General features: G+C 44.9%; 14 protein-coding genes. 12 read left to right on the top strand and 2 right to left on the bottom strand.

What is annotated here, in order from left to right; genetic code table 11:
- Nucleotides 1-559 (top strand): phage tail protein (locus KHM83_RS09645; RefSeq protein ID WP_246542996.1); only part of this gene is annotated, 559 nt, incomplete at its 5' end.
- Nucleotides 552-1,631: a tail fiber protein gene (locus KHM83_RS09640; RefSeq protein ID WP_213236799.1), complete on the top strand. Its 1,080-nt coding sequence runs from the start codon at nt 552-554 to the stop codon at nt 1,629-1,631. The genes KHM83_RS09645 and KHM83_RS09640, both read left to right, overlap by 8 nt.
- Before the next feature lie 475 nt (nt 1,632-2,106).
- On the opposite strand, the gene KHM83_RS09635 is transcribed toward KHM83_RS09640, so the two are convergent.
- Nucleotides 2,107-3,414: an alkaline phosphatase family protein gene (locus KHM83_RS09635; RefSeq protein WP_213236798.1), complete on the bottom strand. Its 1,308-nt coding sequence runs from the start codon at nt 3,412-3,414 to the stop codon at nt 2,107-2,109.
- 280 nt (nt 3,415-3,694) lie between these two features.
- On the opposite strand from KHM83_RS09635, the gene phnX reads away from it, so the two are divergent.
- From phnX to KHM83_RS09595, 8 genes are all read left to right on the top strand, one after another.
- Entirely contained in the window at nt 3,695-4,513 is an 819-nt protein-coding gene (phnX, locus tag KHM83_RS09630) for a phosphonoacetaldehyde hydrolase (RefSeq protein ID WP_213236797.1), read from the top strand.
- Nucleotides 4,513-5,634 carry a 2-aminoethylphosphonate--pyruvate transaminase gene (gene phnW / locus KHM83_RS09625; protein ID WP_246542994.1) on the top strand — a complete coding sequence of 374 codons (1,122 nt, stop codon included), beginning with the start codon at nt 4,513-4,515 and terminating at the stop codon, nt 5,632-5,634. Before phnX ends, phnW begins: the two co-directional genes overlap by 1 nt.
- A gap of 30 nt (nt 5,635-5,664) precedes the next feature.
- Complete coding sequence (locus KHM83_RS09620; protein WP_213236796.1) at nt 5,665-6,453, top strand: DeoR/GlpR family DNA-binding transcription regulator; 789 nt, start codon at nt 5,665-5,667, stop codon at nt 6,451-6,453.
- Between the two features lie 64 nt (nt 6,454-6,517).
- Nucleotides 6,518-8,161 carry an amidohydrolase gene (locus KHM83_RS09615; RefSeq protein ID WP_213236795.1) on the top strand — a complete coding sequence of 548 codons (1,644 nt, stop codon included), beginning with the start codon at nt 6,518-6,520 and terminating at the stop codon, nt 8,159-8,161.
- Nucleotides 8,158-9,279 (top strand): ABC transporter ATP-binding protein, encoded by a 1,122-nt coding sequence (locus KHM83_RS09610; protein ID WP_213236794.1) that lies wholly within the window; start codon nt 8,158-8,160, stop codon nt 9,277-9,279. The genes KHM83_RS09615 and KHM83_RS09610 overlap by 4 nt, the downstream gene beginning before the upstream one ends.
- Nucleotides 9,276-10,238, top strand: a complete 963-nt coding sequence (locus KHM83_RS09605) for a carbohydrate ABC transporter permease (protein WP_246542993.1) — start codon at nt 9,276-9,278, stop codon at nt 10,236-10,238. The genes KHM83_RS09610 and KHM83_RS09605 overlap by 4 nt, the downstream gene beginning before the upstream one ends.
- Before the next feature lie 17 nt (nt 10,239-10,255).
- Nucleotides 10,256-11,080 carry a carbohydrate ABC transporter permease gene (locus KHM83_RS09600; protein ID WP_213236793.1) on the top strand — a complete coding sequence of 275 codons (825 nt, stop codon included), beginning with the start codon at nt 10,256-10,258 and terminating at the stop codon, nt 11,078-11,080.
- A gap of 72 nt (nt 11,081-11,152) precedes the next feature.
- Nucleotides 11,153-12,502, top strand: coding sequence for an ABC transporter substrate-binding protein (locus KHM83_RS09595; protein WP_213236792.1), 1,350 nt, complete (start codon nt 11,153-11,155; stop codon nt 12,500-12,502).
- 403 nt (nt 12,503-12,905) lie between these two features.
- Here the strand turns inward: KHM83_RS09595 and KHM83_RS09590 are convergent, their stop codons facing one another.
- Nucleotides 12,906-24,506, bottom strand: coding sequence for an S-layer homology domain-containing protein (locus tag KHM83_RS09590; protein WP_213236791.1), 11,601 nt, complete (start codon nt 24,504-24,506; stop codon nt 12,906-12,908).
- A 245-nt stretch (nt 24,507-24,751) separates the two neighbouring features.
- Here KHM83_RS09590 and KHM83_RS09585 point away from each other — a divergent pair, with 245 nt between their 5' ends.
- Complete coding sequence (locus tag KHM83_RS09585; RefSeq protein ID WP_213236790.1) at nt 24,752-25,306, top strand: phage tail protein; 555 nt, start codon at nt 24,752-24,754, stop codon at nt 25,304-25,306.
- Entirely contained in the window at nt 25,293-26,372 is a 1,080-nt protein-coding gene (locus KHM83_RS09580; protein WP_213236789.1) for a phage tail protein, read from the top strand. The genes KHM83_RS09585 and KHM83_RS09580 overlap by 14 nt, the downstream gene beginning before the upstream one ends.
- Nucleotides 26,373-26,391 lie beyond the last annotated feature (19 nt).

Here is a 26,391-nt window from a genome sequence, read left to right as displayed (position 1 = left end):
GAGGCGCCTCCATCTGCAAGGTTTTTGTGGAAGAAATGTTAAAATCCTTGCATTTATTATATCAAAAAAGCGTTTCAAAGTCAGTATTCTCAATGGTTTTAACTTCGTTCAGCAAGCCCTATTTAATTTAATTGGTGTAAGATATGGCGGTGATGGCAGGACATATTTTAGATTGCCGGATTTGAGGGGCCGAGCGGCCAATGGCTTAAGTGAAAATCGCTTTCTGGGTACCTACTGGGGGCAGGAAACGGTTGAACTCTCCATATCGAACATGCCGAAGCACACGCATACACTCATGGGCTGCAATGCCGATGGTGATGAAATGAAACCTGAAAATAATTTTTTGGGGATTGCTAAAAATTTGGAAGTATCATTATATATGTATGGGATTAATGGAGATAATCTAAATATAAAAGTCGATCCGATTGGCAACATCGGCAGCAATCAAGCTCATAACAATATCCAGCCGTGTTTAGCTTTGAATTTCTGTATTGCCTATGAAGGGACATACCCGGAATGGGAGTTAGATACTGATGATGAAGGAGGCGCCGATGTCTAAAAGTAATCAAGACAGTCATGTAGGCGAAATTAAAATTTTTGCTGGAACGTATGCACCTAAGAACTGGGAATTTTGTGATGGACAGATGTTATCAAAAGAAAAATACAGAGCCTTGTACGAGCTAATTGGTACTACTTATGGCAGTGATGACGATTCAACCTTTGCGCTTCCGAATCTGAGAGGCAGAGTACCTGTTAACAAGGGGGCGGCACCAGGATTATCCACGTATCAGTTAGGTCAAAAAAGGGGAGAGGCCAGTGTTCGGTTAGAGGAACAGCACCTGCCAAATCATACGCATAAATTTTATGTGAGTACACTAGCGGCAACCGATAAAAATCCCCAAAATCTTCTGATTGCAAATTCAAATATTAATCTCTATAAGGATGCGAAATTATCGGAGACGCGTGTGGCAATGGCATCAGAGACAATATCAGAGACAGGCGAAGACAAACCGCATACGAATCTACAGCCATTTACGAGTATCGGTTATATTATTTGTGTAAAGGAAGAGACCTCAACAGGAGACGATGCAGGCAGCGATGCAGTGTTGATGGATCAATTTATAGGCGAAGTTCGTGCCTTTCCGTATTATGGCGTTCCAAAAGGATGGTTGCGATGTAACGGAAAATCATGGGAGATTAACAAATATACGGCGTTATATAGCATTATTTATGAACAGTTTGGCGGAAAAAGTCATATAGAATTTAATGTGCCTAATATTAATGAGCGGATCGTGATACACCGAAATGATGACTTTCCGGTTGGCGCAATGGGCGGTACTGAAAAAGTAAGTATCAGCACCTCGGAAATGCCAAAACATACACACAGTTTGAGGGCAATTGATGCAGTGGCAAACGAAAATCTTTGTGATACAGAGTATATGATAGCACGTGCGAATTACCCTGATAGCAGAAATTTAAAAGTATTTTGCCGTCAAAAAGAAAATTTAGTTGCAATGGAGGCTGCCGCAATCAGAGCTACAGGTGAAGCGAGCGCACATGATAATGTCATGCCGAGTATATCCATTCAATACTGTATTGCGTATGAAGGGACCTATCCTCCTCGGGAGTAAGTGATTATAAGCAGCGCTCATCCAGTTCATTCAAACGGCGTTTGGCGCCGCATAGAAGCAATATTTTAGATTACTTTTACATTTCACTTATCAAGTGAAGTTTAAACAATAGAAGAAGAATCCCAACTTTGTTAAAATGAAACTACCAAACAATCATTAAACACAAAGGAGAAACGTTTCTCATCAAAGAATTTGCCCATAAATTTGGATTACAACCTGCTAAAAATTTTTGGTAAACAACAAGGCGAAGGTTTCAACTGCTGTTGTACCGATTGCTGCCGTTGCCTGCCTGCATTGCGGGTACCTGTTGTATGTCTATACGAGATTTAAAAAAGTCGGAGCGCTTAGTCGTTGACAGCTGTAATAAAAAACAATGATATCGTACATAAGGATAAAGGACGTGAGCATAATCGCTTTCACGTCCTTTTTTATGATGGCAGTGTGCAGAACATACGGCAATCTAAAAGCATGCTTATTATTTTATGATATCAAAGGGAACACCGACGACTGAGGGCATTTCAGCACCGGCAAGTGAAGCTAGTGTCGGGCAAATATCAATGGTTTTGCCCTCACTGATTGTTTTGCCTTCGATGATATCGGGGCCAAATGCAATAAACGGCGGTTTTTCACCTTTTGATGGATGGTGTCCATGCGTTGCTCGGTAGCCTTTATAGTCAGGTGCATTTGCTGAAACCACAAGGCCGCGATCCATTTCGTTTAAAAAAAGCGTCCCCTCTGTTCCTTCGACTACAAAAACAAAATCACCTTTTAAATGCTCAGCGCCTTCGGCTTCTTCTTTGGTATAAATGTGTTCTATATACGCTGGATACTGCGTCCTCAATGTCGATAAGGCATTGTAAACTTTGTTTTTCAGTGCCTTATCTTCATTGTCCCGCAAAAAAATTTGACTGGAAAAGCCCGATGAAAAACTATAGGCATCGTAGGCAATCCCCATTTTATTATCAATATTTTTAATTAGACCCATGTCTTTGAGTGCCTTATTCAAATAAAAGACGTTTTCAACAGGTATTTGGCCATGATCGCCTAGAATGACAAAATTGGTTTGGTCATATAAACCGGCATCTTTGACTGCCTTGATAAATCTGCCCATTATGATGTCGAGTGCTTTGAGACAGGTGTTTATCGCCATCCCCTGTGTACCGAACAAGTGGCGAACATGATCTAAGTGGAGCACGTGGCACATCAACAGATCCGGATTCTTGCGGGCGATGATATCGATGGCGAGATCGACAGCATAAAAGGCCGCATCCATATTGGCATCCCAATCGTAATGTGCAATATAGGACTCATAATAATCTGCCATGACATCCTCAGAAGCTGCATTTTCAAAAATTGCGCGTGCACTCGAACGAGTTGTCTTAGTTGGCCAGATTTGGGGAACGTTGCACCACCTCTTTTCACCCGCCATAACGGGCCAGATAACGGTTGCCACGGTACCGCCGTTCTCATAGACTGCCTCTGGAAGCGTCCTTACTTTGACATTCTCTTTTTCCCAATACCAATCAGAACCAATCATATTCCAATCGGCGCTTTCCGGGTTGACTGTAAACTTTTGATTGTGTGTGATGCCGTGTTTGTCTGGATACACCCCTGTCATAATGGTGGTATGGATGGGGTATGTGAGTGTTGGGTAAATGGCATGCAGGTCTTTGACGACTGCTGCGTGCTTGAATATTTCGGAAAAGTGCGGCTGCTTTGAAAGAAGATCGAGATCGCCTGTTTGCAGCGCATCAAAAGATAATACAATTAACTTATTTGGCATACGTGAACCTCTTTTCTAAAACGAATGTGAATTGGTGTAAAGCTTATCTCAAGCATAAGAAATATACAACAAAGCAGGTGTAAAATCTGTGTTTGGTGTTTGTAAACAGTGATCAGCAGAGGTGATTTTAAGGGTGTTTTTAGTTGGAGATGCGTATAAAACCAATCAAAACCAAGTAAACAAATTGATTTAACAACGACTTTACTTGTTTATAATTGTTATTTTACGCAACCCTGTTATATTCTTACTGTCATAAGTCATATAAATGAGGATGGAGAAAATGAAAAAGAAGACGAGCGTAACCGCAGTTATATTTGATTGGGCAGGAACAATGGTGGATTTTGGCTGCATGGCGCCTGTAGAAGCCTTGATTAAAGTTTTTGGAGAAGTTGACATTGAATTAACCGACGAAATTGCAAGGCGTTACATGGGGATGTCAAAAAAAGAGCATATTCGCAAAACCTTGCAGCTGCCTGAAATCGAATCACGATGGATTGAACGTCATGACAGAGTGCCGGGCAATGAAGATGTTGCATCACTTTACAACCGCTTTGAGCAAGTGATCTTTGATTATCTGGAAGATTATGCGACGCCGGTTCCAGGCATTACATCGCTGATTGATCAACTGCGGCAAAAAGGAATTGCCATTGGATCGACGACAGGTTATACAAAAGAAATGGCGGACACTGTAAAAAAAGCAGCCGAAACCAAAGGTCTGCATGTGGACTGCTGTGTAACACCCGACAGTGTTCCCGCCGGAAGACCTTCCCCGTGGATGTGTGGCTTGGTCGCAATGAAGCTGGATGTTTATCCGCCTAATGCTATTGTCAAAATCGGTGATACGGTGAGCGATATTTTAGAAGGCAAGAATGCAGGCATGTGGAGTGTCGGTGTTATAAAGGGCGGCAGTGAACTCGGACTTACCATAGATCAGATTGAACGATTATCGGACCATGAACTGTATCTTAAAACCGAAGCAGTGCGGCAGAAATTTTTAGCAGCTGGCGCAGACTACGTAATTGATTCCATCGATCAAGCCGGAAGTGTTGTTGAAGTAATTGACAAGAGACTTTCACTAAACGAGGAGGGGCTCAGATAATGAACAGCATGTATTCAGATAAAACGGACAATGCCTATATCTTATTAACACCCGGGCCGTTGACGACGAGCAAAACAGTAAAAGAGGCGATGCTCATTGACTGGTGTACTTGGGATCAGGCATACAATGCCATGGTACAGTCTGTCAGAGAAAAACTGGTTGCTTTGGCGGTAAAGAAAGCGGAAAGAAGAACCGATTATACCAGCGTACTGATGCAGGGAAGCGGTACGTTTTCAGTGGAAGCCGTTTTGGGCACCGTTATTCCAGACGACGGTAAATTGCTGGTCATATCAAATGGCGCCTATGGGCAGCGCATTAAAAACATAGCAGATCGATTGAACATCCATAATGTGATGTTGGCGTTTGATGAAACCAAAATCCCCGATGTGAATAAATTGGCGGAAACATTGGAAAGTGATCAGGCGATAACCCATGTTGCCGTTGTTCACTGTGAAACGACAAGCGGCATATTAAACCCGGTTGAATCCATTTCGGGCATTGTGAAGCAGTATGATAAAACACTTATTGTCGATGCCATGAGCAGTTTCGGCGGAATGGCAATAGATGTTGATGAACTGCAGATTGATTATCTGGTGAGCAGTGCCAATAAGTGTATTCAAGGTGTTCCTGGCTTTGCCTTTGTAATTGCTCGTACAGAGATGCTGAACAGCTGTGAAGGACAGGCGCGTTCTTTATCGCTTGATTTGTTTTCACAATGGCGAGAGATGGAAGAGATAGGCGGAAAGTGGCGCTTTACATCACCGACGCATACGGTTTACGCTTTCCATCAAGCACTTATAGAACTGGAAGAAGAAGGTGGCGTTAATGCCAGATATGCCCGTTATTGCAAGAATCAGAGCGTTTTATCAGAGGGGATGGCTAAACTGGGATTTGAAACGATGATTAATAAGCAGCACCAGTCTCCGTTCATAACCAGCTTTTACTATCCCGAGCATTTTGACTTTCACCAATTTTACAATCGCCTAAAGGCACAAGGCTTTATTATCTATCCCGGTAAGATTTCAAAATGTGACAGTTTTCGCATGGGCAATATCGGCGAAATCTATGAAAACGATATACATCGATTGCTGAAAGCAGTAGCGGCAGCGATCACAGAATAATCACATTAATAACTAAAAGGAGATATCGGCATGTCCATCGTTGGTGAAGAACGTAAGAACATCATTCTTGAGCAGATCAACACGAAAGGCAAAATAAAAGTGGAAGAGATAGCCATGCAGCTGAAAGTGTCTACCGAAACCACTAGAAAATACTTAAGCGAACTCGAACAGCAGGGAAAGTTAAAAAGGGTTCACGGCGGTGCGGTTAAATCATTTTTGGAAAAACAAGAACTGCCGTTTTCACTTCGAGAGATTGAAAACATCTCTGAAAAGCAAGGCATTGCCTTAGAGGCATCAAAGCTGATCGAAGACAATGATATTATTGCACTGGATGAGGGCAGTACAACCTACAAAGTCATTGAGTACATTACCGGGAAGAAGAATCTGACCATTTTGACTTGTTCGCTGCCCATTCTATCTGTTTTGTGTGATTTGGCAGTGAAGGGTATTTTCGATGGGAAAATTATTTTTATCGGCGGTGTGGTAAACGCTAAGCATTTGAGAGTATCCGGCGGTATTTCAGAGGAAATGCTGGATCTCATCTACGTCAATAAAGCATTTATTTCAACAGAAGGCGTGTCGTTAGAGGGTGGTGTCACAAGCTATGATTGCGATAAAGCCATGCTCTCAAGAAAATTGGTCAATAATGCGAAATATAAATACGTTTTATGCGACCATACGAAACTGGATGTGAGAACCTCCTATAAAATATGTGACCTGAAAGCACTGACTGGTATTATTTGCGATTCGGCACCCGAAAAAAAATGGATTGACACTTTAAAGCAAAACGATATTTTATGGCTGTCACCATCAAAATAGCATTTAAATGCGATTGATTGAGGCAATTGCATCATGCAAAAGCCTTACTTAAATGGAGAAGACAATGGAACAAAAAGCAGATTTAATCCTAAAAAATGGTCATGTTATAACAATGGATTCAGAACGGCAGATCGCGGAAGCAATTGCAGTGCGAAATGGCCGAATACTTGCAGTGGGAAGCAATGCAGCCGTTTGCAGCTTTGCTTCATCTGAGACAAAGGTTGTGGATGTACACAGGCGAACAATTCTTCCGGGATTTATCGATGCACACAGTCATTTCCTGCTCAATGGCGTACTTAGAAAATTTTGCGTCGATTTGAGATGTCCGCCGATGGGAAGGATTAGCAGCATTGCCGACATTCGACAGGCTTTAGAGAAAAAAGTGACGGAAACCCCTGAAGGCGAACCCATTCTTGGTGAAGGTTATGATGACACGCTGTTAATGGAACAGCGCACGCCGACGCGTTATGACCTTGATCTGGTCAGTACAAAACATCCCATTATCATTTTGCATGCCTGTGGTCATGCATTGTCTGCAAACAGCTTTGCAATCACTGCAGCCGGTATGACGGAGGAAAACACACCCTCAGATATGATCTACCGACGTGATCCCAGTAACGGAAAACTCATGGGCATCTTTGAAGAAATGGCAATGATGCAATTGTTGAAGCACTTTGTCAAGCCTGATGAAAGCATGCTAATGTCTGCGTTCGCGCAGAGTACAGAAGAATACCTAGCAGCGGGTGTGACAAGCGCGCAAGAGGGAGCAGCCATTCCCCAAATGCTGGGGTTTTATAAAACAGCTTACCAACGCGGCATTATAAAAAACAGAATTCAAATGCTGCCGCATGAAAACTATCCCCTTGATGCATATGAACAGGATGACTTGTCAGAGTATGCTCATATGCTGTCAGTAGGTGCCACTAAAATCTTTGCAGATGGGTCGCTTCAAGCTTATACGGCATATCTCACGAATCCCTACTATAAACAGCACCCCACCATGCATAAAGGGTCAGACCTCTTCAGAGGTTTTCCGGCGCGACCACGGGAAGCACTGATTGAAGCGGTCGAAAAATACCACATCGCAGGTCGTCAAATCGCAATACACGCCAATGGTGATGCTGCAATAGACGATGTATTGGCGGCTTTTACATCCGCCCAAGCCAAATACCCACGTCCAGATGCAAGGCATATCATCGTTCACTGTCAAAGTGTACGGGAAGACCAGCTGGACCGCATTCAAGATTTACAGATAATCCCATCTTTTTATGCAAGTCATGTCTACTATCATGGTGATCGGCATTATAATTTATTTCTTGGTCCTTTTAGGGCATCAAGGGTACACCCCTGTCGTTCAGCTTTGGACAGAGAGATGATTTTTACCAATCATAATGACTCGCCTGCAACGCCGATTAGCCCGCTGACTTCTGTATGGTCTGCGGTGAACCGGATGACATCAGGCGGCAGAATCCTTGGCGAAAATCAGACAATTCCCGTCTATGAAGCGCTGAAAAGCGTGACCATTCATGCGGCTTATCAAAGCTTTGAGGAAACGTGCAAAGGCAGTATTGAACCTAATAAATATGCTGATTTTGTCATCTTGAAGGATAACCCTTTAACAATAGCTACAGACAAAATCAAAGATATTCCCATTGAAGCCACTGTGATCGATGGAAAATTCGTCTGGGGAGAATTGGGGGCGATATGAATAAGATTGAACTTGTCAACATTGCCAAAGCGTATGAAAAAGGCACACCCGTTATTGAACATTTAAACCTGAATATAAAAGAAGGCAGCTTTACGGTTCTCGTCGGCCCCTCAGGCTGCGGTAAATCAACAATTTTGAGAATTATTGCCGGATTGGAAAAAGAGACATCCGGCGACGTACTCATTGAGGGAAAAAATGTGAGCGACATAGCGCCGGGCGACAGACAGATTGCCATGGTCTTTCAAAATTATGCGCTGTATCCGACGATGACTGTAAGAGAAAATATAGAATTTGGTCTAAAAAATATAAAAATGCCAAAAGCCGAACGGCAGGCTAAAATTGCAGAGATTTCAAAGTTGGTCGATCTGGAACCATACCTTTCCAGAAAGCCGCATCAACTGTCAGGCGGACAGCGACAGCGTGTCGCGCTGGCGAGAGCTATTGTAAAAAATCCCTCGGTTTTTTTAATGGATGAACCCTTGTCCAATCTTGACGCAAAACTGCGCAGTCAGATACGGACAGACTTAATTGAGCTGTACCGTAAACTAAAGACAACATTTGTATACGTCACACATGATCAAGTAGAAGCGATGTCCATGGCGACAGATATCATTTTGCTTGATAAGGGAAAAATTCAGCACAGAGGCAGTCCTGCTGATATTTATGAAAATCCCAGCAATGTCTTTACGGCCCGTTTTATTGGTTCCCCGCCGATGAATATATTGTCTGTGGAGGCGATAGATCTTGAAGATCGTATGGATAAGGAATCTGATTTAATCGGCAAGGAGCCGATCTCAATAAGCAGCATTGGACCTCATCATGCACGGTATGTCGGTTTTCGTCCTGAACATAGCAGGATTGCAAAAAGATGTCCTGAGATGAATGATTTAAGCATTAACGAGTTGTTTTTAGAAGGCATTGTACAGTCCAGAGAGATGCTTGGAGACCATGTCCTCTATAAGGTGAAAACAAAATACGGTGAGGTCTATGTAAAATCATTTCAACTGAATATGGTGGATTATGGCGCATGTCATGTTGTACTGAACCCAAAAGACCTCATGTTTTTTGATGGGAACCAAAATCGGATTGAAACAGATGAAGAAAGGTGCTATACATGATGAAATCAAAAGAGGGAGCGGTTGTTCTAGAACAGCAAACCGGCATGGGATTGCGACGTGTATCATTTGATCAGATCAAATGTAAGGTCCGCCAATATTTTAAACAACTGATGCCTTATGGCATGGTTTTGCCGGCAATGGCTATTCTAGGTCTATTTGTATTGTATCCCATTTTTTATATGATTTACTTAAGCTTTTTTAAGTGGAATCTCATTGGATCAAAAGCATTTGTAGGACTTCATAACTTTATCAGGCTTTTCTCGGATAAAGCATTCTGGGAAGTGCTTGGAAATTCATTTCAATACATGTTCTTTACGGTGTTCTTTGCCATTGTCTTAGCGATTATACTGGCCGTTTACTTAAAAAGAGAAACGAAGGCGAACAAGCTGCTGCAAAGCATTCTTTTTACCCCACATATTGTATCGCTCATTTCAATTACGTTTGTCTGGATGTGGCTTATGGATTCAAATTATGGTTTTTTAAATTATCTTTTAAGTATTTTGGGTCTGCCTGCGATGGGATGGCTTACTGACAGCAATACGGCTCTGTATTCCCTCATCCTCATCTCAGTCTGGAAGTCCATTGGCTACAATACGCTTATTCTAATTTCTGCCATGCAAGCGGTGCCGAAGTATCTTTATGAAGCAGCGAGCCTCGATAATGCAACTAAATGGACCTCTTTTTTTAAGATCACGCTTCCAATGATCTCACCCACGCTGTTCTTTTTAACGCTGATGAATATGATTGCGGCGTTTAAGGTCTTTGAGCCGGTGAAAATCATGACGCAGGGGGGGCCTATGAATGCAACAAATACACTGGTTTATGATATCTATCAGTACGGATTCACCTTTTATAAAATTGGCTATGCGAGTGCTTTAGGCGTCGTACTCATGATTATTATCGGCATCTGTACCATACTCTACTTTGCCGGACTGAGCCATCGCGTTCACTATAGATAAATTGGAGGAACCTTCATATGGCAAAAAAAACATTAAAAAAAATCATGAAGCTTGTCGTCAATACACTGATTGCCGCTATTTTCATCATGCCGTTTTACTGGATGTTTCTCACCTCTTTGAAAACATTGGTAGAGGCCATAAAAGTGCCTCCAAATTTCTGGGTGACAGTGCCTCAATGGATCAATTATGCAACGGCATTTAAGGCGATCCCATTTCTGTCAATGCTAAAAAACAGCATCATCGTCGCGACAGGCATTATGATCTGTCAGTTTATTACGGTTATACCCGCGGCTTATGCTTTTGCACGCTTTCAATTTAAAGGCAAACATTTGATTTTTGGGATCATGCTGGCGACGATGATGATCCCGCCTCAGCTTATTTTTCTTCCCGTCTTTCTCATGTTCAGTAAGTGGGGCCTCATTAACAGTTATGCTTCTCTAATTTTACCTTTTGCCAGCAGTGCTTTTGGTATTTTTATGCTGCGTCAGACATTTATGCAGGTACCGGAAGAACTTTTAGAGGCGGCCCGCTTGGACCATGCTAGCGAATTTAAAATTTTATGGCGCATCATGCTGCCCATTGCACGGCCAACTGTGGTAACCTTGGTATTATTTTCATTTATTACGGCTTGGAATGATTACTTTTGGCCTTTTGTGCTGACCACCAATAATGACGTGAGAACGCTGCCGGTGGGGATTGCATCATTATTTAATTCGAGCAGCGGCGTCAATTATCAGATTGTTATGGCCGGAAATGTCATGCTGGTTGCACCGGTGCTGATTGCCTTCTTCTTTGCACAAAAGCAGATTATAAAGGGCTTCACATATATGGGTGAAAAATAACACCACTATTCCTTCATTTAAGAGGGATTAACAATACAAGGACTAACGATGAATATTGGAGGTACAGGAAAAATGAAAAAGGCGATTTCAATCCTGCTGGCGGCTGTCATTACTTTTTCTATGACAGCATGCAGTGACACGAAAAAGACAGCCGAAAATGTGACGGACAATTCACAGCACATTGCTGAAAACACGAATGCTGCAGAAAGTGAACCGCAGGGAGACGAAGTAACAGAGATTGATTTTTGGTATTCGTGGACGGATACAATTGAAGAGAACAATTTAAATTTGACAAAGCAGTTTAATGAAACCGTGGGTAAGGAAATGGGCATCAAAGTTAATGCCGAATATCAAGGCACCTATGCTGACCTCAGTCAAAAGCTACAGGCGGCCTACGTATCAGGCACTGTGCCGGCGGTTACCGTTATGGACCTCGGATACATTACAACGTTTGCCGACAATGGCGTCTTCGAACCGCTCACACCCTATATTGAAAGAGATGCTGTCAATATGGATGATTATTATGAGAGCCTGCTGGAAAATTGTAAAGTAGACGGGACTTATTATGCTTTGCCATATTTAAGGAGCACCCCTGTCCTCTATTTAAATGCGACTTTGTTAAAAGAAGCCGGTCTTGACCCGTCAGGTCCAAAGACGTGGGATGATCTTGCAGCCTACTGCAAAACTATTAAGGAAAAAACGGGAACCTACGGTCTGACCATGTATTCGGATGAATGGCTATTTGATGCCTTTTTACTTCAGAGCAATGCCTCAATTCTAAATGAAGCGAATAATACGAGCAATATTAACACACCGGAATCAAAAGAAACGCTACGTTTTTTTAAAGAGCTTATTGAAGACGGGGATGTCGCTTGCCATGCGGGCAGTGATTCCAATCAAATACAAATTGATTTTATGAGCCAAAATGCCGCTATGTTTTCTGTCTCTTCTGCTTACATCTCTTATGTCATAGGACTTGCTGAACAAAGCGGTTTTGAGGTAAATATTGCGCCAATGCCGATGAATGACACCTACGGCGTAGCCGCTGGAGGATGCAATTTGATTATGACCAGCAGTATCAGTGAAAAGGAAAAAGAAGCGGCATGGACTTTTATTAAGTGGATGACGGAAACCGATCAAGCCGCATATGCCAGTGCCTATACCGGATACGTTCCGACGCGAAAAAGTGCTGTTGAGACAGATACCATTCAGAAACTTTATGCTGAAACCCCTCAATTTGAGATAGCCCTTAATCAGCTTAAGGCCTACGGCAGCAAATATCCAATGGTCAACGGTTATACAGAAGCAGCCGACATCGTCGTATCGGTACTTGACGCGGTTTGGGTTAACGGCGCAGAGATAGAATCGACCACAGCGGATGCAGAAACACAGATCAATGAGCTATTGCAGGAAACCAACTAACGCTTAAGCTTGTATGATCTCTCCCATTTTTTAGATCCCTCGAGGTATTCGCCTTGGGGGATCTTTTTATATTTCAGCAGCCTATTCACTCGGGTGTGGCGTCTCTTATTGATACAGCATCATGGTTCGGAGCACTCTGTAAGTTATGTTATAATGCAGATGAAAGACAGAAAATAGCCTTGCCAATGAAAGCAGTCGATGAGGATTTGAGTAATTTACATACCTGTACAGAAGAATGGCCTAGCAGAGGACGTGACAAGGCATCTCCACAGATGGTTACGAATAACACACAAATCATTAATCATTAATAAAGGAAAAGCCCCCTAAGTGTGCATCAAGCATGAGCAACTGCTCAGAAAGCACTTAGGGGGCTTTGTGTTTTTAATGTGTATTAGCCAGGAGGCTATGGCTCAACAACCGTGACGGTCAGGTCTGGGTCTGTTGTTGATTCTGCCGTTGTATAATGCCAGTTGCCGGTTGGCGGTGTTGGATTAACTGTCTGATTGAAATAGTAAATATAATCTGATCCTTCGGAGATATTGGTGATATTCCATTCATAACCCCATCCACTGTCGTACCAATGAATGAGATAGGTATCATCTTCGGATTTGACGAAAATGTAACTTGGCTTTCCGTTCTCCATACCATTGTAAGTATAAATGCCGTTCCCTGGAACATTGGATGGTGTTTCGTCGGCATTATAGAAAATGTCGTATCCGATGACTTCGATGTCAGCATAAGGCGATTTACGGATGGTATCGGTAACCGGATTACCGATGTTGTTATCTTGATCGGTTAAGAAATAGCTTATTGTAATGGTACCATCTGATAAACCACTGGTATCAATGCTTCCAATTCGCTCACTTGATGCTGAAACAGTTCCGGTACCGGTGATAGGTGTTCCGCCTTGACTGCTGGACACTGTGTATGCATACGTTGTACCGACCTCGGCACTTGTAAAGTCAAACGCGATGGCGCTGCGGTTCTGCGGATGAATATTGCTTTGATAAAATGAAACGCTGTAACCGCCTGGGGCAGTTGTATCTTTTACAACGGTATCTGTGCTCAGCGCACCTTCGTTTAATGCGGCATCCGTGAGGGTCACTGAAAGGGTCAAAGTACCATCCGGCAGTGTACTGACATCAATATTTGATGTTTGTTGATTTTCACTGGTAATGGTCATGCTGTCAGTGATATCTGTACCACCGCCGTCACTGCTGATCGCATAGTGACAGGTCGTTCCAAGTTCTGCATTGTTTAGCGCAAAGCTAAACTGATTGAGATTAGTTGTATTGATACGGGTTTGATCAATGCTGACGCCATAGCCTGTTGGCAATACGACATCTTTATCGACATTGGCCGTGACATCACTGCCGACGTGGCCAACCGCATCGGTGAGTGCTGCTGTAACGGTCAATGTTCCGTCTGAAAGGGTTGAGACATCAATCGAAGCAACTTGTTGATCTTCGGCAGTAATGGTTCCGGAATCTGTAATGGTCTCAACACCGCTGTCACTGATAATCGTATAGGTATAAGTAGCTCCAATTTCAGCACTGGCAAAGCTTAAGGAAACAGCATTTTTATTGGTGTTGTTAACGTAATTTTGATCAAATTGAATACTGTAACCAGATGGTGGCTCTGCATCTTTCGTGATGGTGTCCGTTATCGTATTCCCAGTGTTTAAGGCAGTATCTTTCAGAGCGATGTCGAGTGTCAGAATACCGTCTGGCAAAGTGCTGACATTGATGCCGCTGATCTGCTGATCGCTGTTTGTGATCAGTGTGTTGCCGGTGACATCTGTTCCGCCGCCATCACTGCTGATGGCGTAGGCACAAGTTGCGCCGACTTCGGCACCATTGAGTGTAAAGGTGAAATTTGTATGATTTGTATCATCGACATTCGCAAGGTCGATCGATACACCATAACCGACAGGTGCGATAACGTCTTTCTGAGTCGTATTGGTAACGTTGCTGCCGATATTGCCGAATGTGTCGCTCAGTTTAACGGCAAGTGTTAAGATGCCGTCAGGCAGTGTGCTGACGTTGATCCCGGTGATTTGTTGACCGGTACTGGTAACCGTGCCCGTATCGGTAATGGTGCCGCCGCCGGTATCACTGACGATGGTGTATTCGTATTGTGTACCTACCTCGGCATTTGTGAAAGTGAATGCAATGTTCGTTTGATTGTCTGCATTGACAGGTGCATCAAAAGCAGCGCTATAACCGCTCGGTATGGTCGTATCTTTCGTAACCTGATCTGAAACAGCCGTGCTGGTGTTAAGAGCATTATCAGTCAGTGTGACGGAAAGGGCTAGAAGGCCGTCCGGCAAAGCAGTGACGTCAATCCCTGCTATCTGCTGATTAGCACTCGTAACCGCACCAGTGTCTGTAACCGTTCCGGCACCGCCGTCACTGGTGATGGTATAGGCATATTGTGTACCGACTTCTGCGCTTGTGAAAGTGAAGGAGAAGGCATCTTGATTCCCCGTATTAATTTGGGCCTCATCAATTGCAACTGTATGGCCGCTAGGCATCGCCGTATCCTTTTCAGCGGTATCCGTTATGGCGCTGCCGTCGTTTTGAGCTGTATCGCTTAAGAAGACGGATAGTGTTAATGTGCCATCAGATAGACCACTCACATCAAGATTTGTCATTTGCTGATCGCTGCTTGTGATCAGTGCGTTGCCTGTGACAGGTGTACCGCCGCCACTGCTGCTGATGGTATAGAAGCAGGTTGCGCCAACTTCTGCATGATCGAAGGTGAAAGCAAATGCTGTCTCATTATTGAGATTTACATAGGCAAGGTCAATATTGATACCATAGCCGGACGGCGCGACGATATCCTTCAGAATAGTATCTGTTGCCTCACTGCCGACGTTGCCGGAAGCATCGGTGAGTGTAACGGAAAGGGTTAATATCCCATCCGGCAAAGCACTGACGTCAATACTTGTCAACTGATCGGTGGCCGTTGCGATCATTCCAGTATTTGTAACGGTTCCTGCACCGCCGTCACTGGTGATGGTATAGGTATACTGTGTGCCGACCTCAGCACTTGCAAAGGTGAAGGACAGTGTATTTTGGTTGCCGATATTAATGGCTGTAGGGTCAATGGCAACGCTGTAACCACTAGGTGCAGTCGTGTCTTTTGTAACAATATCCGATGTTATTGTTCCGTCATTTTGAGCGGGATCTCTGAGTATGACAGATAAGGTTAAATCACCATCCGGCAGCGAACTGACGTCAATACCGGAAATTTGCTCCGTTGCATTTGATACTGTTATATTGCCGGTGACATCTGTTCCGCCGCCACTGCTGCTGACGGTGTAGAGGCAGGTCGTGCCAATTTCAGCACTGCTTAATGTAAAGGTGAAATTCGTGTGGTTAGTGACATCAATGCTCGGAAGATCAATGTTCACGGCGTAGCCGGCAGGTGCGATAACGTCTTTCTGAGTCGTATTGGTAACGTTGCTGCCAATATTGCCGAATGTGTCGCTCAGTTTAACGGCAAGTGTTAAGATACCGTCAGGCAGTGTGCTGACGTTGATCCCGGTGATTTGTTGACCGGTACTGGTAACCGTGCCCGTATCGGTAATGGTGCCACCGCCGCCATCACTGACGATGGTGTATTCGTATTGTGTGCCTACCTCGGCATTTGTGAAAGTGAATGCAATGTTCGTTTGATTGTCTGCATTGACAGGTGTATCAAAAGCAGCGCTATAACCGCTCGGTATGGTCGTATCTTTCGTAACCTGATCTGAAACAGCCGTGCTGGTGTTAAGAGCATCATCAGTCAGTGTGACGGAAAGGGCTAGAAGGCCGTCCGGCAAAGCAGTGACGTCAATCCCTGCTATCTGCTGATTGGCACTCACAACCACATCAGTGCCTGTAACGGTTCCGGCACCGCCATCACTGGTGATGGTATAGGCATATTGTGTACCGACTTCTGCGCTTGTGAAAGTGAAGGAGAAGGCATCTTGATTCCCTGTATTAATTTGGGCCTCATCAATTGCAACTGTATGGCCGCTAGGCATCACCGTATCCTTTTCAGTGGTATCCGTTATGGTACTGCCGTCGTTTTGAGCTGTATCGCTTAAGAAGACGGCTAGTGTTAGTGTGCCGTCAAATAAGCCACTGACATCAAGACTTGAAATTTGCTGATTGGTACTGGTGACGAGGACATTACCGGTGACAGGTATGCTGCCATCACTGTCGATGGTGTAGAAACATGTTGCGCCAATTTCTGCATCGCTGAGTGAAAAGGCAGTATTTTGATAATGGTCATGATTTACATAGGCCTCGTCAAAGGTTGCGCTGTAGCCTGATGGCGCGACAACATCTTTTAGAACAGTCGCTTCGGTATTGCCGCCAGCATTGTTAAAAGTATCCGTGAGTATAGCTGAGAGTGTTAAAGTACCGTCTGGCAAAGCGGTAACATCAACGCCTGAAATTTGTTGATCGACAGCAGAAATTGTACCTGTATCCGTTACAGAACCGACACCGCCGTCACTGGTAATGGTGTAGGTATACTGGGTGCCAATCTCCGCATCGCTAAAGGTAAAGGATAGTAATGTTTGATTACTGTTGTTGATTTGTGCATTGTCAATTGAAAGACCATAGCCGACAGGTGCTGTCGTATCTTTGATAACAGTGTCCGACGTGGATAGGCCGTCATTTAAGGCAGTATCGGTGATTACAACCGAAAGGGTTAAGGTGCCGTCTGAAATGGTGCTGACGTTGATCCCCGTGATCTGTTGGTTTGCATCTGTAATAGGGACATTACCGGTAACAGGTGTACCGCCCCCATCGCTGCTGATGGTATAGGCACACGCTGCACCGACTTCGGCACCAGTTAATGTGAAGGACAAATTAGTTTCGTTGGATGCGTCAACGCGGATGAGATCAATCGCAACACTGTAGCCGACCGGTGCAACCGTGTCTTTTATGACTGTATCCTCTGTATTGCTGCCTGTATTATTAAAGACGTCGGTGAGGTTGACAGAGAGGGTTAAGAGCCCATCCGGCAGCGTGCTGACATCGATATTGTCAATTTGCTGATTAGCATCGGTAACGGCACCCGTATTGGTGATGGTGCCACCACCGCCATCACTGCTGACGGTATAAGCGTATTGTGTACTAACCTCAGCACTGTCAAAAGTAAATGACAAGGTGGTTTGACTGTCTATATTGATCTGGGTATTGTCAATTGCAGCACTATATCCAACTGGTGCAGTGGTATCTTTGTTAATAGTGTCTGTTGATGCGACACCACTATTTAAGGCATCGTCAGTCAGTATTGCAGAGACTGTCAAGAGACCATCTGGAAGGCCAGCGACATCTATATTGGTAAGTTGCTGGTCGCTGCTGGTGATAATACCTGTATTGGTGACTGAACTGGCGCCTGCATTGCCGTCGCTAGTGATGGTGTAAGTATATTCTGCACCAATATCCGCACTGCTAAAGGTAAAAGACAGTGCACTTTGGTTATCCACATTGATTTGTGTCTGATCAATGGCGATACTGTAACCACTTGGTGGAGCTGTATCTTTCACCGCTGTATCAGTGGTCGCTGCCCCAGCATTGAGGGCAGGATCAGTCAGAATGACAGAAAGGGTCAACGTGCCGTCTGGCAGTGAACTGACATCAATGCCGCTGATCTGCTGATTGGCGTCGGTGATAGTTAGATTGCCGGTGATTGCCGTGCCGCCGCCATCGCTGCTGATGCTGTAGGCACATGTTGCGCCGACTTCCGCACTGTTTAGGGTAAAGCTGATGTCATCTTTGGTATTGTTGTTAATGACGGTAAGATCGAAAGCTGCGGTATAACCAGCCGGCGCTGCAACATCTTTTAGGACGGTATCATTGACATCACTGCCGACGTTGCCGAAAGAATCAGTGAGTTTAACGGAAAGTGTCAACTGGCCGTCAGAAAGCGTGCTGGTATCAATACCGGAAACTTGCTGGTCACTGCTTGTAAGGGTACCCGTATCGGTGATCGTTCCCATACCACCATCGCTGATGAGGGTGTATTCGTACTGTGCGCCAATCTCTGCACCGCTAAAAGTGAAGGCTAATGCGTTTTGATTGGCGTTATTCATGTATGCTTCGCCAATCACAACACTGTAACCGCTAGGCGCTATCGTATCTTTGATAACCGTATCCGTTGAGGTGCTTCCCGTATTTGAGGCGCTATCGGTCAGTGTGACGGAAAGGGTTAACGTTCCGTCGGAAAGCGAACTGACATCGATCGCTGAAATTTGCTGATTGGCACTCGTAACGGTACCGGACCCCGTAACCGCTTCTGTGCCGCCGTCACTGCCGATAGAATAGTCAAATTGTGTGCCGATTTCAGCATTGCTAAAGGTGAAAGCAAATGCCGCTTGATTGCTTGCGCTGATTTGTGCAGGATCAATCGAGAGACTATAACCGTTTGGTGGAACGGTATCTTTTATCGCCGTGTCTGTTGTCGCAGTTCCCGCATTCAGAGCAGGATCAGTCAGGATAACTGAAAGCGTCAAAGTCCCATCTGAAAGCGTGCTGACATCAATACCGCTGATCTGTTGATTGGCATCAGTGACAGTTAGATTGCCGGTGATCGCGGTGCCGCCGCCATCGCTGCTGATGGTGTAGGCGCATGTTGCGCCGACTTCAGCACTGTTTAGGGTAAAACTGATGTCATCTTTGGCGTTGTCATTGATGCTGGCAAGATCAAAAGCTGCGGTATAACCTGTCGGTGCTGCAACGTCTTTAATGACAGTATCATTGACGTCACTGCCGACGTTGCCGAATGGATCGGTGAGTCTAACGGAAAGCGTCAACTGACCGTCAGAAAGCGTGCTGGTATTAATACCTGAGACTTGCTGGTCACTGCTTGTAAGGGTACCGGTATCTGTGATCGTTCCCACACCACCATCGCTGATGAGGGTGTATTCGTACTGTGCGCCAATCTCTGCACCGCTAAAAGTGAAGGCTAATGCGTTTTGATTGGCGTTATTCATGTATGCTTCGCCAATCACAACACTGTAACCGCTAGGTGCCATCGTATCTTTTATCGCCGTGTCCGTTGTCGCTGTCCCAGTATTGAGGGCGGGATCAGTCAGGATGACAGAAAGCGTCAAGGTCCCATCGGAAAGTGTACTGACATCAATGCCGCTGATCTGCTGATTGGCATCAGTGACAGGCAGATTGCCGGTAATCGCCGTGCCGCCGCCATCGCTGTCGATGGTATAGGCGCATGTTGCGCCGACTTCCGCACTGTTTAAGGTAAAACTGAGGTTATCTTTGGCGTTGTCATTGATGCTGGCAAGATCGAAAGCTGCGTTATAGCCTGTCGGTGCTGCAATGTCTTTAATGACAGTATCATTGACGTCACTGCCGACGTTGCCGAATGGATCGGTGAGTCTAACGGAAAGCGTCAACTGGCCGTCGGAAAGCGTGCTGGTATCAATACCGGAGACTTGCTGGTCACTGCTTGTAAGGGTACCCGTATCGGTGATCGTTCCAGTACCGCCATCGCTGATGAGGGTGTATTCATATTGTGCGCCAAGTTCTGCACCGCTAAAAGTGAAAGTTAATGCGTTTTGATTGGCATGATTCATATAGGATTCGCTAATCACAACACTGTAACTGCTAGGGGCTATCGTATCTTTGATAACCGTATCCGTTGAAGCGCTCCCCGTATTTGAGGCGCTATCAGTTAGTGTGACGGAAAGGGTTAACGTTCCGTCAGAAAGCGAACTGACATCGATCGCAGAAATTTGCTGATTAGCACTCGTAACGGTACCGGAACCTGTAACCGTTTCTGTGCCGCCGTCACTGACGATCGAATAGTCAAACTGCGTACCGATTTCAGCATCGCTAAAGGTGAAAGCAAATGCTGCTTGATTGCTTGCGCTGATTTGTGCAGGATCAATTGAGATACTGTAACCGCTAGGGATTTCCGTATCTTTTGAGACCGTATCCGATGTGAGCACCCCTACATTTAATGCAGTATCGGTGAGCTTGGCAGATAGGGTCAATATCCCATCCGGCAGGGAGCTGACATCGATATTTGATATCAGTTGATCCGTGCTTGTAATGGTACCGGTGTTGCTGATGCTGCCAGTACCGCCGTCACTGATAATCGTGTATTCATAATGTGTCCCGACTTCTGCGCTGGCAAAGGTAAAGGCTAATGCGTTTTGATTGGCGTTATTCATGTATGTTTCGCCAATCGCAACACTGTATCCGCTAGGCGCCATCGTATCTTTGATAACCGTATCCGTTGAGGTGCTTCCCGTATTTGAGGCGCTATCGGTTAGTGTGACGGAAAGGGTTAACGTTCCGTCAGAAAGCGAACTGAGATCAATTGGTGTGATTTGCTGATCGGTGCTTGTAATCGTACCGGAATCTATAACCGTTTCTATGCCGCCGTCACTGATGATGGCATAGTCAAACTGCGTGCCGATTTCAGCACTGCTAAAGGTGAAAGCTAGAGCCGTTTTGTTACTCGAATTGATCTGGGTCTGACCAATCGCAATGCTGTAACCATTTGGTGCGACGGTATCTTTCGATACTGTATCCGTTGCCGTTGCCCCAGCATTGAGAGCAGGATCAGTCAGGATGACAGAAAGGGTCAACGTGCCGTCCGGCAGTGAACTGACATCAATGCCGCTGATCTGCTGATTGGCGTCAGTGACAGGCAGATTACCGGTGATTGCCGTGCCGCCGCCATCGCTGCCGATGGTGTAGGCGCATGTTGCGCCGACTTCCGCACTGTTTAGGGTAAAGCTGATGTCATCTTTGGTATTGTTGTTAATGACGGTAAGATCGAAAGCTGCGGTATAACCAGCCGGTGGTGCAATATCTTTAATGACGGTATCATTGACATCACTGCCGACGTTGCCGAAAGAATCGGTGAGTTTAACGGAAAGTGTCAACTGGCCGTCAGAAAGCGTGCTGGTATCAATACCGGAAACTTGCTGGTCACTGCTTGTAAGGGTACCCGTATCGGTGATCGTTCCCACACCACCATCGCTGATGAGGGTGTATTCGTACTGTGCGCCAATCTCTGCACCGCTAAAAGTGAAGGCTAATGCGTTTTGATTGGCGTTATTCATGTATGCTTCGCCAATCACAACACTGTAACCGATAGGCGCTATCGTATCTTTGATAACCGTATCCGTTGAGGTGCTTCCCGTATTTGAGGCGCTATCGGTCAGTGTGACGGAAAGGGTTAACGTTCCGTCAGAAAGCGAACTGAGATCAATTGGTGTGATTTGCTGATCGGTGCTCGTAATCGTACCGGAATCTGTAACCGTTTCTATGCCGCCGTCACTGATGATGGCATAGTCAAACTGCGTGCCGATTTCAGCACTGCTAAAGGTGAAAGCTAGAGCCGTTTTGTTACTCGAATTGATCTGTGTCTGATCAATCGCAATGCTGTAACCATTTGGTGCGACGGTATCTTTCGATACTGTATCCGTTGCCGTTGCCCCAGCATTGAGAGCAGGATCAGTCAGGATGACAGAAAGGGTCAACGTGCCGTCCGGCAGTGAACTGACATCAATGCCGCTGATCTGCTGATTGGCGTCAGTGACAGGCAGATTACCGGTGATTGCCGTGCCGCCGCCATCGCTGCCGATGGTGTAGGCGCATGTTGCGCCGACTTCCGCACTGTTTAGGGTAAAGCTGATGTCATCTTTGGTATTGTTGTTAATGACGGTAAGATCGAAAGCTGCGGTATAACCAGCCGGCGCTGCAACATCTTTTAGGACGGTATCATTGACATCACTGCCGACGTTGCCGAATGGATCGGTGAGTTTAACGGAAAGTGTCAACTGGCCGTCAGAAAGCGTGCTGGTATCAATACCGGAAACTTGCTGGTCACTGCTTGTAAGGGTACCCGTATCAGTGATCGTTCCCGTACCACCATCGCTGACGAGGGTGTACTCATATTGTGCGCCAATCTCTGCACCGCTAAAAGTGAAGGCTAATGCGTTTTGATTGGCGTTATTCATGTATGCTTCGCCAATGACGATACTGTAACCACTTGGTGGAACGGTATCTTTTTTCGCCGTGTCTGTTGTCGCAGTCCCAGTATTGAGGGCGGGATCAGTCAGGATAACTGAAAGCGTTAAAGTCCCATCTGAAAGTGTACTGACATCAATGCCGCTGATCTGCTGATTGGCATCAGTGACAGGCAGATTGCCGGTAATCGCCGTGCCGCCGCCATCGCTGTCGATGGTATAGGCGCATGTTGCGCCAACTTCAGCACTGTTTAAGGTAAAGCTGATGTCATCCTTGGCGTTGTCATTGATGCTGACAAGATCAAAAGCTGCGGTATAACCTGTCGGTGCTGCAACGTCTTTGATCACGGTATCCGTAGAAGCATTTCCCGCGTTTCCGCTTGCATCAGTTAGTTGTACACTTAGTGAAATGGTTCCGTCAGAAAGTGAGCTGATATCGACAGCAGCGACTTGCTGATCAGCACTTGTTATGGTGCCGCTGCCTGAAATGACAGTTTCATCAAGCGTATTTGATAATGTATAAGTATAGCCGGCATTGATTTCAGCTTGCTCAAAATGAAATGACAGTGTACTCGCGTTGCTGCTATTGATAACAGATTGATCTATAAATACTTGATAACCGCTAGGTGCCGTTGTATCACTTGAATTATTGTCATTTGAAGTGTTTCTTTCTGAGCGACTCGTTGAAGCCGTATTAGATGCAAAATCGTTTACATGATCGGCGACGGTTAGTTTATCAACTTTTTGTTCAATTGTAACACCATTGACATTAACCACGGCGTTTTCGATAGAGCCTTCCCCGATAATATTTGCAGGTGCATCAAATGTAACTTCACCAATACTGCTTTGGGTTCCTACGTCAATATGACTATTATCTCCGCCGGATGAAACAGCGAGTGCTTCGATTACAGTTCCCTCAGAGAGCTTAACATCTACAGGTGCTTCGAGAGAAACCTGATCGTAGTTCCCTTCTAGTGTAACCGTACGTGCTTGCCCAATAATTTGGACTGGGCCCAATTGCGAGTCACTGCCAGATAAAAGGGATGCGCTTGACATCAAAATGGTGTTGCCAACGGTACTGCCGGCGGAAACGACATGAATGCGGCCATCCTGTTTATAAACGAGTAATTCGCCAAGATGGCTGTTGGTAAATGTAATGGAATGATCGCCCCCACCGTTGATAATGGTCTTGCCTTCAACGGTGATATTATTAAGATTCACATCGCCTTGTCCGATTCCAGCTGCCAAAATGAGATTTCCCTTTATCAGCATGTTTTCAAGCGAGGCGCTTTCAGTATTAATGGTGAGGTTGCCGTCATAAGTTTTAACGCCATGATCGGCACAATAGGTTCCATTTTGATGAATCAGATGTCCCGTGGTTTTATCCAGAACAGTCATGACTTCTGCACGCGTGATAAAGTCTGTTGGATGCAGGCATTTGTCAGGGTAGCCTGAGAGATAGCCGTTGGCAACGCAAGCGTCTAAATAAGGTTTGCTCCATTCCGGTATCATTTGATGATCGGTGAATTGGCTGAGATAGCCAAAATCATCGGAAGCCTTTAAGACTTGGATAGAAGCGAGCATTGCGCTGACTTCTTGCCTTGTGATCTTTTCATTTGGGCCCAAAGTATTTTCTATGCACCAAGCCATATAAGGGCTGTTCTTGGCAATCGCTGTCTGTGCATAAAACCAGTCATTTTCATCGACATCGCTGTAGTTTTCTGCTGTTGCCTCATAGAAACCATAAATGTGGTTGAGAACGGTAATAAATTCAGCTTTAGTCATTGGGGCATCCGGTTGAAATGAGCCGTCTGCGTAACCGGAAACAATACCTTCATCCAGCCACTTGTTTATAGACTGTTCCGCCCAGTGCCCCTCAATGTCTGTGGCGGCAACTGAAATATGGGCAGGTGCCGTTATGAGTGTCGCCGTGATGATGAAAAGGATCATTTTGATTAAAAATGATTGTCGCCTTCGAATCATATGTATTACTCTCGCCATTTGATTTACTCCTTTGAATAATGATATTTAAGGAAATTTGAATGATGCCATTTCCTCATTTAGGCATAGTGTGCCATTATTTTATAATTGTTACCTCTATTATAAAAAGTTTTATTTTTAAAAGCATGTGCCGAAAGTCACATCATGTATGCGATATAGTACTTTTGGCACATGTTTTTTGCAGCGGTTTTCTATATGTTTGAAGTAATAGGCAATGGCAATCGTAGGAAGGAGGAAATAATGTTATGCATCAATATTATTTAGGCGAAATTCGGATGTTTGGTTTTGGCACAGCACCTGATGGCTGGCTAAGTTGCAATGGACAGATTCTAAACATTAAAGACTACCAAGATTTGTATGGCTTGCTAGGGACAACTTATGGCGGCAATGGTACGACGACTTTCGCGGTCCCAAATCTCATGGGAAGAGCGATTGAAGGGGTTGGATCAGGCCATCCACGAGGGGCGTCGCGTGGGAGTGAGCGTATTGCACTTGACGTGACGAATCTGCCGAAACACAGCCATGAGCTGTGGGGGTGTAATGCAAAAGGCAATAAAAACAAGCCAATAGGCTGTTATTTTGGAATCGTTAATGAACTGCAGTCAGAGATTAATATGTATCATAACACCACTATGGATGTTAAACTGAGCCCCGAATCGATTGAGGTTGTGGGAAGCGGTCAGGCACATGATAATATGCAGCCGTATTTAGCGTTAAATATTTGCATTGCGACGACAGGTGATGTGCCAAAACGTGCATCAATTGTTAAGAATGAAGGAGGCGACGATGTCAGTGCTTAATGGTTATGTAGGAGAGATTAGGCTATATGCCAATGTACATGTACCTGAAAACTGGGAATGCTGTAATGGGCAGACATTATCAATCTCAGATTATCAAGCACTATATGACTTAATCGGGACAACTTATGGCGGGGATGGGACGAAAACTTTTGCATTGCCGGATTTGCGTGGGAGAGTCCCCATTCACATGGGAACCAGTAAAGAAAGCACGGTATTTAAACTGGGTGATAAAAAAGGTGCATTGGCAGTTCAACTGACAGAAGCACAGCTCCCAGAACATACCCATATGTTAATGATAAGCAGTGAGGAGTCGGAGGTTACAGTGCCAGAAGGCAATACGATTTCAGAACCGCCATTTAATCTCTTTAAAGAATTTGATCCATCGGAAAAAGTTTTGGCCATGGCGGCAGATACGGTTATAGCAACAGGTGGTGATCAATATCATGATAATATGCAGCCATATACGAGCCTGAATTTCATTATCTGCGTCAAAGAAGATACCGTTGACAGTGAAGGTGTTGAAGATGATATGCCCATGAGCCAATTTATCGGGGAAGTTAGGGCTTTTCCATTTGGTTTTGTACCAGAGGGCTGGTTGGCCTGTGATGGCAAGATTTTGAATGAGTATGATTATTTTCAGTTGTCCTCCATTTTGGGACAAACTTTTGGGGGCGTTGCGCCAGCTCATAATTTTGGATTGCCTAATCTCAATAAACGTATCCCGATACACAACAATCCCGATTTCGCACTGGGCAAGATGGGCGGCAGTGAAAAGGTTCAGATTGGCATCTCTGAAATGCCAAAGCATACCCATGGTTTGATGGTTATTGATGACATGGCAAATGAAACAAGGAGTAGTTTTACAAGGATGATCGCAACAGCGAATAAACCTGGGAGCAGAGCTTTGGTGGCCTTTTGTGATACCAAAACCAATTATGTCGAAATGAGTGATCAGTCAATCACTGTTACGGGTGAGTCTGTCGCACATGATAATGTCATGCCGTGCTTGTCACTTCAGTATTGCATTGCGTATAAAGGCAAGTATGCGAAGCATCATAATAAATAAATGCCGCGTATAATGCGTT

Source organism: Fusibacter paucivorans (assembly GCF_018390735.1).
Classification (GTDB): Bacteria; Bacillota; Clostridia; order Peptostreptococcales; family Acidaminobacteraceae; genus Fusibacter; species Fusibacter paucivorans.
The sequence above is the reverse complement of the archived record's forward strand: the minus strand, read 5'-3'. Positions and strand labels throughout refer to the sequence as shown.

Bases quoted from the DNA above. Each gene is read 5' to 3' on its own strand.
- KHM83_RS09640 (WP_213236799.1), top strand. From the start codon at position 552: ATGTCTAAAAGTAATCAAGACAGTCATGTAGGCGAAATTAAAATTTTT.
- KHM83_RS09635 (WP_213236798.1), bottom strand. From the start codon at position 3,414: ATGCCAAATAAGTTAATTGTATTATCTTTTGATGCGCTGCAAACAGGC.
- phnX (WP_213236797.1), top strand. From the start codon at position 3,695: ATGAAAAAGAAGACGAGCGTAACCGCAGTTATATTTGATTGGGCAGGA.
- phnW (WP_246542994.1), top strand. From the start codon at position 4,513: ATGAACAGCATGTATTCAGATAAAACGGACAATGCCTATATCTTATTA.
- KHM83_RS09620 (WP_213236796.1), top strand. From the start codon at position 5,665: ATGTCCATCGTTGGTGAAGAACGTAAGAACATCATTCTTGAGCAGATC.
- KHM83_RS09615 (WP_213236795.1), top strand. From the start codon at position 6,518: ATGGAACAAAAAGCAGATTTAATCCTAAAAAATGGTCATGTTATAACA.
- KHM83_RS09610 (WP_213236794.1), top strand. From the start codon at position 8,158: ATGAATAAGATTGAACTTGTCAACATTGCCAAAGCGTATGAAAAAGGC.
- KHM83_RS09605 (WP_246542993.1), top strand. From the start codon at position 9,276: ATGATGAAATCAAAAGAGGGAGCGGTTGTTCTAGAACAGCAAACCGGC.
- KHM83_RS09600 (WP_213236793.1), top strand. From the start codon at position 10,256: ATGGCAAAAAAAACATTAAAAAAAATCATGAAGCTTGTCGTCAATACA.
- KHM83_RS09595 (WP_213236792.1), top strand. From the start codon at position 11,153: ATGAAAAAGGCGATTTCAATCCTGCTGGCGGCTGTCATTACTTTTTCT.
- KHM83_RS09590 (WP_213236791.1), bottom strand. From the start codon at position 24,506: ATGGCGAGAGTAATACATATGATTCGAAGGCGACAATCATTTTTAATC.
- KHM83_RS09585 (WP_213236790.1), top strand. From the start codon at position 24,752: ATGCATCAATATTATTTAGGCGAAATTCGGATGTTTGGTTTTGGCACA.
- KHM83_RS09580 (WP_213236789.1), top strand. From the start codon at position 25,293: ATGTCAGTGCTTAATGGTTATGTAGGAGAGATTAGGCTATATGCCAAT.